Source organism: Actinotalea sp. C106, assembly GCF_023630195.1.
In the GTDB taxonomy this organism is placed as follows: domain Bacteria; phylum Actinomycetota; class Actinomycetes; order Actinomycetales; family Cellulomonadaceae; genus Actinotalea.
Window position 1 is genome coordinate 1 of sequence record NZ_JALPKN010000113.1, and the last position, 9,723, is coordinate 9,723.

Sequence of the window (9,723 nt, forward strand, 5' to 3'; positions counted from 1 at the left end):
GATGACGGGGAACCAGCGGGCCTCGGCCAGGGGCGGCCACCGCCGCGCCGTCGTCGACCGCACCGTGTCCGCGAGGTCGTGGATGGGCGAGAACTGCTCGGGCCGCACGCCGACGGCGTCGAGCAGCTCGGCGTCGAGCTCGCCGGTGCGGCGGTTCAGCAGCCCGGTCCACGCCGCGGTCGAGGTGCCTGCGGCGTCGACGCCGATGAGCCGGCGGTAGACGTACTCGCCGAGGGACCACCAGCCCGCCGCGGCGGCGAAGGTCTGCGGGGCGGTGCGGGCCAGCCACCGCAGGCGGGGCGCGTGGTAGCTGGTGTGGATCCGGGTGCCTGTCCGCTCGTGCACCGCGGGCTCGTCGAGCTCGGTGCGCAGGTCCCGCACGTCCTGCGCGCACCGGGAGTCGGCGTACGTCAGGCAGGCGGTCAGCGGCCGGACGTCGGCGTCGACCGCGACGAGGGAGGCCGCGAAGGTGTCCATGGCGACGCCGGCGATGCGGGTGCCCAGGGCGCCGTCCTCGGTGACCGCGTCGATGATCTCCACGACCTCGGCCGTGACCTGGTCGGGGTCGATCTGGGAGGTGCCGTCCGGGGCGACGGTGAAGGCGTGGCGCACCTTGTGCTTGAGGCCTGCGACCGGTCGGCCCGTCGCGTCGTAGACCCCGCCCCGGCTCGCCGTCGACCCGACGTCGATCGCCAGCACGAGCGGGTCCTGCGCGTCGCTCAGGGCGACGTCCTCGAGAGGGGTGGTCATCGGTGACGTCCTGTTCGGCCGGGGCGTGGGGCCTTCCCGACCCTAGCCAGGAGTCGAGGGTTCCGCCGTCCGGTGCGGCCGCGTCAGCCGTCGACGTCCGCGGAGATCCAGGACGCGATGTTCGGGTTCTTGGGCGAGAACACCACGCGGAAGGTCTGCGGGGTGCCTGTCTCCTTCTGCGGGAGGGCGATGCGGGTGCGACGCAGGCGTGAAGCTCGTCGTCTGTCCAGCGTCTGCCAGGTGCCGTCGCCGTCACGGCGCTGCAGGCTCACCACGCCGGCGAGGGCGGTGCGGAGCAGGACCGTGGACGCCCCGTCGCGGCTGAGCGAGGTCCTGGCTGCTCGCTGCCGGTCCTTGCGGCTGACGGCACCGACCGGTGCGGCGACGCCCATCGACGGGCTCATGCCCCCCGAGCTCATCGGTACCGATGCGGCCGTGACGGCACGGTCCTCCCGGTCGTCCATGCGCCCCCCACCTCGACGATGCCGTGGTGCGCCGCATCAGCCTCAGTCGCGGCGCCGTGCTTCGAGCCTAGCGCGCGCCGGCTTGGAGGCGGTGGACGCGGGCGTCCAGCTGGGCGAGCACCTCGGTCTCGCTCGACGCGGTCACGACCGCCAGCTCCATCGCCAGCAACCGGGTCACCGTCGCCAGCCCGACCAGGACGTCAGCCTGGTCGGGCTCCTGCCGCAGCGCTCCCTCGAGAGCGACGTCGGCGTCGCATGTCGCCCGGCTCCACGCGGCGACCACGCGCAGACCGGCCTCGACGGCATGGAACTGCGCGGGGTCCACCCACTGCCGGGCGGAGGTCTTGTCCACGAGGCGCACCGGCTCAGGCGATCGAAGCGCGGTAGATCGGCTCGATCGCCGCGTCCAGGGCCTGGTCGAACTCCTCGTCGCTCTGGTCCGCGGACAGCCCGTCCAGCAGTGCGCGGCTGAAGCTCGCGATGAGGCCCGGGTTGCGTGCCAGGCGGGCGTTGGCGTCCTCGCGGGGGTAGCCGCCGGAGAGGGCGACCACGCGTGCGACGTTCGGGTGCGCGATCAGGTCGGCGTAGAAGCCGTCGACGGTGGGGATCGTCAGCTTGAGGGCCACCTTGCGTCCCGTGTAGTCCCCGAGGCGGGAGAGGATCTCGTCCTTCAGGAGGCCCTCGGCCTCGGCCTTGTCGGTCGCGTCGATGCTGACCTCGGGCTCCACGATCGGCACGAGGCCGGCCTCGAGCACCTGGTCCGCGACTTCGAACTGCTGGGCGACCACCCGGGCGATCCCCTCCGGCTGGGCCGCGTGGATCACCGAGCGCTCCTTGGTGCCGAAGACGCCCAGCTCCTTGGCGCGCGCGAGCAGCGTGGCGAGCCCGGGGTTGTCCCGCATCAGCTGGACACCGCCGGCCTGCTCCTCGAGGCCCTTGTCGATCTTCAGGAAGGGGACGATGCCCTTCTCCTCCCACAGGTATGCCGCGGACCCCTTGCCTGCGACCTCGCGGTCGAGGGTGTTCTCGAAGAGGATCGCACCGAGGATGCGCTCGCTGGTGAAGGACGGGCTGGTGATGATGCGGGTGCGGGCCGCGTGGATGAGGTCGAACATCTCGGCCTCCGACGTGTACTGCGACTCGTCGATGCCGTAGGCGCGCAGGGCCTTGGGGGTGCTCCCGCCGCTCTGGTCCAACGCGGCGACGAACCCGCGTCCGGTCTCGAAGCGGGTCGTCTGCTGCGCGTCACTCATCAGGTCTCCAGTGCTGGTCGGGGTGAACACCTAGACTCTAGATGAGAACGCTTCTCAGTCAAGGAGGGTGCATGGCGAGCTGGCGGGTGCCCGTGGTCGCGCTGACCGGTCACCTCGGTGCCGGCAAGACGACGGTGCTCAACCACCTGCTGCTCACGCCCGGGGGGCGGATCGGCGTGGTGGTCAACGACTTTGGGTCCATCAACGTCGACGCCGGCCTCGTCGTGGGGCAGGTGGACGCAGCGGCCTCGATCACCGGCGGCTGCCTGTGCTGTTTGCCCGACGACGGCGGGCTCGACGAGGCGCTCGACCGGCTCACACATCCGCGTCTTCGTCTGGACGTCGTGGTCGTCGAGGCCAGCGGGGTGGCCGAGCCGGCGTCCCTGGCCCGGCTGATCCGCTACAGCAGCGCCGAGCACGTCCGGCCCGGCGGGCTCGTCGACGTGGTCGACGCCGACGCCTACTTCGCCACCGTGGACACGGGATCCGAGCCCCCGGCCCGGTTCGCCAGCGCGAACCTCGTCCTCGTCAACAAGACCGACCTGCTCCCCGCGGCCCAGCGGGACGAGGTGATCACGCGGATCCAGGCCCGCATCCACCGACGGAACCCCGGGGCGCACGTCGTCGTCACGACCCGCGGTCGCCTGGACCCCAGCCTCGTCTTCGACGCCGCCGTCGACCACGACCCCGTCGACGAGCTCCCGCTCGCTGCCCTGGCGCGCGAGCAGCACGGAGACCCCGCCCACCGCCACGCCGATGCCGTCACCGTGCGGGCTGCCGGGCCGGTCGACCCGGGGCGCCTCGTCGACCTCCTCGAGGATCCTCCCCCGGGGGTCTACCGCCTCAAGGGCACCGTTCTCATCGACTCTGGGCGGGCGGTGCGCGGGTGCACGGTCAACCTGGTCGGGCGGCACATCCACCTCGCGTCACACGGGACGACCATCGGTGAGGGCCTGGTCGCGATCGGGGCCCACCTCGACCAGGAGGCGGTCCGCCGTCGGCTCGAGCACGCGGTCAGCCCCCTCGACACGCCACCCACGCTTCACGCCCTGCGCCGCCTGCTCCGCCACCGCCGCCTGAGCACCTGAGCCCCCCGCCGCGGCTACCGCGGCCTGGACGCTGGGGCATGGAACGGAGCAGACCAGGCATGGACCGGCCCACGGCGGTGCAGTTGGCTCGGAGCGAGGCCGCGCGGGCCTCGTCCACGCGGGCCTCGTCCACGCGGGCGGACCTCGCTGCCGCGTCGACGACGAACCCCACGAACGGATACCGGCCATGGAGCTGCACCAGATCGTCCTGGCCGCGGCGGTGCTCGCCGTCGGGCTCGCCGCGGGCGTGTTCTTCACCTTCACCACGCTGATCGTCCCCGGGCTGCAGGACATGGACCCGCGCTCGACGCTCGAGAGCTTTCAGGCCATCGATCGACGGCTGCAGCCGAACGCACCGTCCGTCGACTGGCAACCGGTGTTCGGCGCGGTCCTCGGCGGGGCCGTGGTGCTGAGCATCGCCGCGGCCGTCGCCGGGTGGCCGCACTCCTCGCCCACGACCCGGACCCTCACGGTCACGGCTGCGGCCACCTACACGATGGGCTTCCTGGTCCCGACGTTCGCCACGATCCTGCCCTTCAACACCAGCCTGCGCGGGGTTGACCTCGACGCCATGGGCGAGGCCGAGATCGCCGCCCGACGCGCCGACTTCGACCGCGCCTGGCGCGGCTGGAACCTCGTCCGGACCGCCACGTCGACGGCGGCCCTCGCCCTCCTTGCTGTGGTGGCCCTCGCGGGCGGGTGATGAGCGGGTGGGGAGAGCGGGTGGGCCTAGCTCGACTGCCGGGTCCAGGTCCCGCAGCCGTCGGTGAGGAAGCCGGCGTCGCCGGGGTAGATCCGCACGGAGTTCCTGCCGCCGAAGGTGAGGCCGTTCTCGAGGACTGCGCTGAACTCACCGGAGAAGGATGATCGACGCTCCCAGTAGCAGTCCCCGCGGCCGCCGGGGGCGGTGTAGAGACCAGGCTTGATCTGCGAGCCGACCGCCCACGACCCGTCCTTGAAGCTGGTGCGGGCCGCGCCGAGGGCGACCAGCCTCGTCCAAGACCCGCAACCTTCGGTGACGAAGTACTTGTCCGTCGAGCGGATGGTGACGATGCTCTGGGCCTCGGAGAACTCGTTGCCGATGACTCCTGCGAAGGTGCGCCCAGGCCGATCTCGACGTTCCCAGTAGCAGTAGTCGTTCGGGTTGGCGATGTACGTGCCGGCCTTGATGTCGATGCCGACCCGGTACGTGCCGTCCTTCTTGAGGGTCGGAGCGGGCTTGCCGACCTTGGCGGTCGCCGCGCTCAACCGGGAGGCGGTGATGTAAGTGGACCGCGTGCCGGTGACCTTGACGGTGATCGTCTTGCCGTAGTCGGCGCCCACCAGGGTGTAGCTCGGTCGGGTCGCACCCGGGATGCTCACGCCGGCGCGGTGCCACTGGTAGGTCAGGTTCGCCGCAGGGCTCCACGACCCGACATCGGCCTTGAGCGTGCTCCCCACCCGTGCGGTCCCCGAGATCTTCGGGGCGACGGTCCGGGGGAACGGCTTCGCGACCAGACCGGTGGCGGAGCTGGTGCGGGACGCAGCTGCATAGCCGCTGCGCTTGCCCGTCACCGTCACCGTGATCCGCCTGGCGTGGTCGCTCGCGGTGAGGCGGTAGGTGCTGCTCCGCGCCCCGCTGATCGACCTGCCGTCGCGCTTCCACTGGTAGGTGAGGTTCGCGCCCGGCGACCAGGTGCCCGCCGTGGCCTTGAGGGTCGAGCCGACGTGGCGGGTGCCCGAGATCTTCGGTGTCGGCACCGTCGTGAACCTGCCGGCAGCGACGACCGTGCCCGCACTCGCGAGCTTCGTCGTCGCGTAGCCGTCACGGCTCCCGGTGACGACGACGCTGAGGGTCCGGCCCTTGTCGGTCGCCTGGGGCGTGTAGGTCGACCTGGTCGCGCCGTTGATGCTCCTGCCGTCGGCCCGCCACTGGTACGTGAGGGTCGCATCCGGAGACCAGGTGCCGGGGACCGCCGTGAGGGAGGAACCGACCCGGACCGTGCCTGAGATCGTCGGTGCGGGGGAGGAGGGGAACGTGCCCGCGGCGACGACGGCGCCCTCGCTCACCGTGGTCACGGTGGTGTAGCCGTCACGCGCACCGGTCACCGCGACGGTCAGCGTCTGTCCCTTGTCGGCGGCGGGCGGCGTGTACGTCGAACCGGTCTCGCCCGCGACTGGCTGACCACCGATCAGCCACTGGTAGGAGAGGGAGACCTCCGAGTCCCAGGTCCCGGGGACAGCCGTGACCTCGGCGTCGACGCGCACCGTGCCGGAGATCGTCGGTGTCGGGGCGAGGCTGAGGTCCCCCGGGAGCACGGGTCCGGCCGTGGCGGTCACGGAGTCGAGAGCGTCGGCCAGGGCGCCGGTGACCGTGGCGGTGAGCTCGGTCCCGAGGTGGTCCGCCGTCAGGGAGAGCTCGGCGGTGGTCTCGTCCGGGAGCTCGACGCCGTCGGCGGACCACGTGTAGGTGAGCTCGACGTCGGACGGGGTCCACTCGCTCGTCGTGACCTGCACGGTGGCGCCGACCTGCATGTCGCCCTCGATCGCGGCCGTCCCCGGTGCGACGACGACGAGCGGGTCAGGCCCGCCGACGTCGGGTCCGTCGCCGGCAGCGACCTCCTCGACGGGGGGCAGCTCGCCGTCGGTGCCCTGGGCGGGTGCGACCAGCGCGACCGAGGCCGTGAGGGCGAGGGCGGTCGCGAGCAGCGCACTGAGCGCCGACCTGCGCGGCCCGGACCTGCCGGAGGAGGTGAGGACGCTGGACCTCAGGGCGTTCGTCATCGGGTGTCCGATCATGCTCAGCGGCCCCCAGGCCGGGAGCGGTTCCCCCGTCGCCATGACCGACGAGGCAGAGTATTGACGTCCGACGCGTCCGCGTGGCCGATTCGGTGACGAATCCGATCGAGACCACCCGAACGGCTCAGCGGTGCCCTACACCGAGGCGCAGTCGGGTGGCAGGTGTGCGAGCTGGGCAGGCTGGCCCGGTGGGGCGACGGGGTGGGAGGGGTGGAGCTCAAGATGTCGGGCCGACCGCCGGTCACGTGGATGTCCGTCCCGGAGGACGACGTCGGGCGGTGGCAGTTCACGGTCGACCCGGAGGAGACGGCCGAGCAGGTCTACGGCATCTGGGAAGCCGCCGTCGCGCGCTCGCGGGCGAGGCTGCGCGAGCTGGTGGCCGACGGCGGCCTCGACCAGCCTGGTCACCTCGAGTTCGAGGGCGACCGCCCCAGCGTGCGGCGCCACCTGCACGACCTCATCGAGGAGTACGGCCGCCACACCGGCCACATGGACCTGCTGCGCGAGGCGATCGACGGGCTCGTCGGCGAGGACCCGCCCGCCGACTGGCCGATGCTCCCGGCCGACGACGCCGCCTGAGCGCCCCCATCCCCCTCGCGGCCGCCGAGGTCGCACATCTGCACCCAGGTCGTCCATGCGCATGTGCTTCCTCGGTGCAGATGTGCGACCTCGATGGGGAGTGTGGGCGCCTCGGCGCGGGTAGGTCGGGCGCCGCGCGGAGGCCGAACGGTCACCTGCTGTTCACCGTGGCGTGCCACGATCACGCCACCACCGGACCACATCGAGCAGGAGCGCCTCCGCCTGTGAGCACCCAGGACGTCACCGCGCAGGACCCGTTGCGCGCCGGTGACCGGGCGCCCGCCCCACGCACCTTGATGGACGTGTTCGCCGCCACCGTCGCGCAGGCCCCTGACGCGGTCGCGATCGACGACGGTGACGAGGTGCTCACCTACGCGGCCCTCGACGAGGCGGTCCGGCAGCGCGCCGAGCACCTCGCGGGAGCCGGGGTCGGGCGGGGGGACCGGGTCGGGGTGCGGGCGACCTCGGGCACCGTCGGCCTGTACCTGTCGATCCTCGCGGTGCTGCGCGCCGGGGCCTCCTACGTGCCGGTCGACGCCGACGACCCCGACGAGCGGGCGCGCCAGGTGTTCGCCGAGGCCGGGGTGCGCGTCGTCATGGGGGACGGGCTCGAGCTCCGCGCACCCGACGGGACGGTCGTCCCCGACGCCCCCGCCGCCGAGCCAGCCCCGACGCCCCCCCGCCCCGAGGACGACGCGTGGGTCATCTTCACCTCGGGCTCGACCGGCACCCCCAAGGGCGTGGCCGTCACGCACCGCAGCGCCGCGGCCCTGGTCGACGCCGAGGCACGGCTCTTCCTCCGTGAGGCCCCCGTCGGCCCCGGCGACCGCGTGCTCGCCGGCCTGTCCGTGGCCTTCGACGCCTCGTGCGAGGAGATGTGGCTCGCGTGGCGGCACGGCGCGACCCTCGTCCCCGCCCCGCGCGCCCTGGTGCGGGCGGGAACCGAGCTGGGCCCGTGGCTGGTCGAGCGCGAGATCACCGTGGTCTCGACGGTCCCGACCCTCGCGGGGATGTGGCCGGTCGAGGCCCTCGACGCCGTGCGGTTGCTCATCTTCGGCGGGGAGGCCGTCCCGCGGGAGCTGGGCGACCGCCTCTGTGCGCCCACCCGCGAGGTGTGGAACACCTACGGCCCGACCGAGGCGACCGTCGTCGCCTGCGCGGCTCTCCTCCAGCCGGGGGAGACCGTGCGGATCGGGCTGCCCCTGGACGGGTGGGACCTCGCCGTCGTCGGCCCCGAGGGCGACGAGGTCGCCGAGGGACAGCCCGGCGAGCTGATCATCGGCGGCGTGGGCCTCGCGCGCTACCTCGACCCCGCGCTCGACGCCGTGAAGTTCGGACCGATGGACACCCTCGGCTGGGAGCGGGCGTACCGCACGGGCGACCTGGTCGAGCGGCACAGCGAGGGGCTCGTCTTCGTCGGACGGGCCGACGACCAGGTGAAGGTCAACGGCCAGCGGATCGAGCTCGGCGAGGTCGAGGCTGCGTTGCTGGCCCTCCCGGGGGTGGGTGCGGCGGCCGCCGCGGTCCAGCGCTCGGCGACCGGCGCGAGCCTGCTGGTCGGGTACGTCGTGCCGACCGGTGCGTCTGCCGCAGGCGCCCCCGCTGCCGACCAGCCCTCCCACCTCGACCTCCCTGCCGCCCTCGCCCACCTCCGTGACCGGCTGCCAGCGACCATGGTGCCGATGCTCGCCCAGGTCGAGGAGATCCCGACCCGCACCTCGGGCAAGGTCGACCGCGCGGCCCTGCCGTGGCCCCTCGAGGACGCGATGCGCGAGGAGTCCACCCTGCAGGGCACCGCCGCCTGGGTGGGGGAGCAGTGGGCCGCGGTCATCGGGGTGCACCCGACCGACGACGCCGACGACTTCTTCGCCCGCGGCGGCAGCTCCCTGACCGCCGCCCAGCTGGTCTCGGCGCTGCGGGTCCGCTACCCCGAGGTGACCGTCGCCGAGGTCTACGACCACCCCGCCGTCGGCGACCTCGCCCAGCACCTGCGCAGCACCTGGCCCGAGATCTCCGCGGACTCGACGCCCGAGGCACCCGGCCCCCCGGTCCGCCCCGTCCCGGTCGCCAGCCAGACCGTCCAGCTCCTCGCCCTGATCCCGCTGCGCACCCTCGTGGGGCTGCGCTGGCTCACGGCCCTCGCCGCGATCAACGCCCTGCTCGACGGCGTGTGGGGGGTGCCCTGGGCCGTCCCGGTCTCGTGGTGGTGGGTGCTCGCCGGGTGGGTGCTCACCGTCAGCCCGCTGGGGCGGATGGGAGTCAGCGCCCTGGGCGCGCGGCTGCTGCTCCTCGGCGTCGGCCCGGGGGAGTACCCGCGGGGCGGCGGCGTCCACCTGCGGCTGTGGGCCGCCGAACGCCTGGCCGAGGGGTTCGGGGCCATCACCCCGGCCACCGCCCCGTACGTCGGGCTCTACGCACGGGCCCTGGGTGTGCGGATGGGGCGCGGGGTCGACCTGCACTCGGTGCCGCCGGTCACCGGTCTGCTCACCCTGGGCGACCAGTGCGCCGTCGAGCCCGAGGTCGAGCTGTGCGGGCACTGGGTGGACGGCGACGTGCTGCACATCGGGCGGATCAGCGTCGGCAAGCGGGCCACCATCGGTGCCCGGAGCGTGCTGTACCCCGGGGCGAAGGTCGGCTCGGGGACCGACGTCGCGGCCGGCTCGGCCGTGCACGGAGCCACCGGCAAGGCCGAGTACTGGTCGGGCTCCCCGGCGGCCAAGGTCCACGAGGCCCGCCACCCCTGGCCCGCCGAACGGCCCCCCGCGGGCCGACACCAGACGGCGTGGCTGCTCGGCTACGCCCTGGCCAAGT

The 9,723-nt window shown here is 73.3% G+C and carries 9 protein-coding genes; 4 read left to right on the forward strand and 5 right to left on the reverse strand.

Annotated features, from left to right (window positions below; genetic code table 11):
* The 4 genes from L0B03_RS09285 to L0B03_RS09300 all read right to left on the reverse strand — a co-directional run.
* Positions 1 to 750: FGGY family carbohydrate kinase (locus L0B03_RS09285; RefSeq protein WP_250445528.1), on the reverse strand; the 750-nt coding region annotated here is incomplete at its 3' end.
* An 83-nt stretch (positions 751 to 833) separates the two neighbouring features.
* A complete protein-coding gene (locus L0B03_RS09290; RefSeq protein WP_250445529.1) occupies positions 834 to 1,214 on the reverse strand; it encodes a hypothetical protein in 381 nt (126 codons plus the stop codon).
* Positions 1,215 to 1,281: 67 nt separating this feature from the next.
* The gene (locus tag L0B03_RS09295) at positions 1,282 to 1,575 is read right to left on the reverse strand and encodes a hypothetical protein (RefSeq protein ID WP_250445530.1); all 294 of its coding nucleotides are present in this window, start codon (positions 1,573 to 1,575) and stop codon (positions 1,282 to 1,284) included.
* 4 nt (positions 1,576 to 1,579) lie between these two features.
* Positions 1,580 to 2,467 carry a fructose bisphosphate aldolase gene (locus L0B03_RS09300; protein ID WP_250445531.1) on the reverse strand — a complete coding sequence of 296 codons (888 nt, stop codon included), beginning with the start codon at positions 2,465 to 2,467 and terminating at the stop codon, positions 1,580 to 1,582.
* Positions 2,468 to 2,538: 71 nt separating this feature from the next.
* On the opposite strand from L0B03_RS09300, the gene L0B03_RS09305 reads away from it, so the two are divergent.
* On the forward strand, positions 2,539 to 3,555 hold the full coding sequence (locus tag L0B03_RS09305) for a GTP-binding protein (RefSeq protein WP_250445532.1): 1,017 nt from the start codon (positions 2,539 to 2,541) through the stop codon (positions 3,553 to 3,555).
* 187 nt (positions 3,556 to 3,742) lie between these two features.
* A complete protein-coding gene (locus tag L0B03_RS09310; RefSeq protein ID WP_250445533.1) occupies positions 3,743 to 4,258 on the forward strand; it encodes a DUF1772 domain-containing protein in 516 nt (171 codons plus the stop codon).
* Between the two features lie 26 nt (positions 4,259 to 4,284).
* On the opposite strand, the gene L0B03_RS09315 is transcribed toward L0B03_RS09310, so the two are convergent.
* Positions 4,285 to 6,318, reverse strand: a complete 2,034-nt coding sequence (locus L0B03_RS09315; protein ID WP_250445534.1) for a hypothetical protein — start codon at positions 6,316 to 6,318, stop codon at positions 4,285 to 4,287.
* 225 nt (positions 6,319 to 6,543) lie between these two features.
* Between L0B03_RS09315 and L0B03_RS09320 the strand changes: the two genes are divergently transcribed.
* Entirely contained in the window at positions 6,544 to 6,912 is a 369-nt protein-coding gene (locus L0B03_RS09320) for a DUF664 domain-containing protein (protein WP_250445535.1), read from the forward strand.
* 224 nt (positions 6,913 to 7,136) lie between these two features.
* Positions 7,137 to 9,723 (forward strand): amino acid adenylation domain-containing protein (locus L0B03_RS09325; protein ID WP_374204924.1); only part of this gene is annotated, 2,587 nt, incomplete at its 3' end.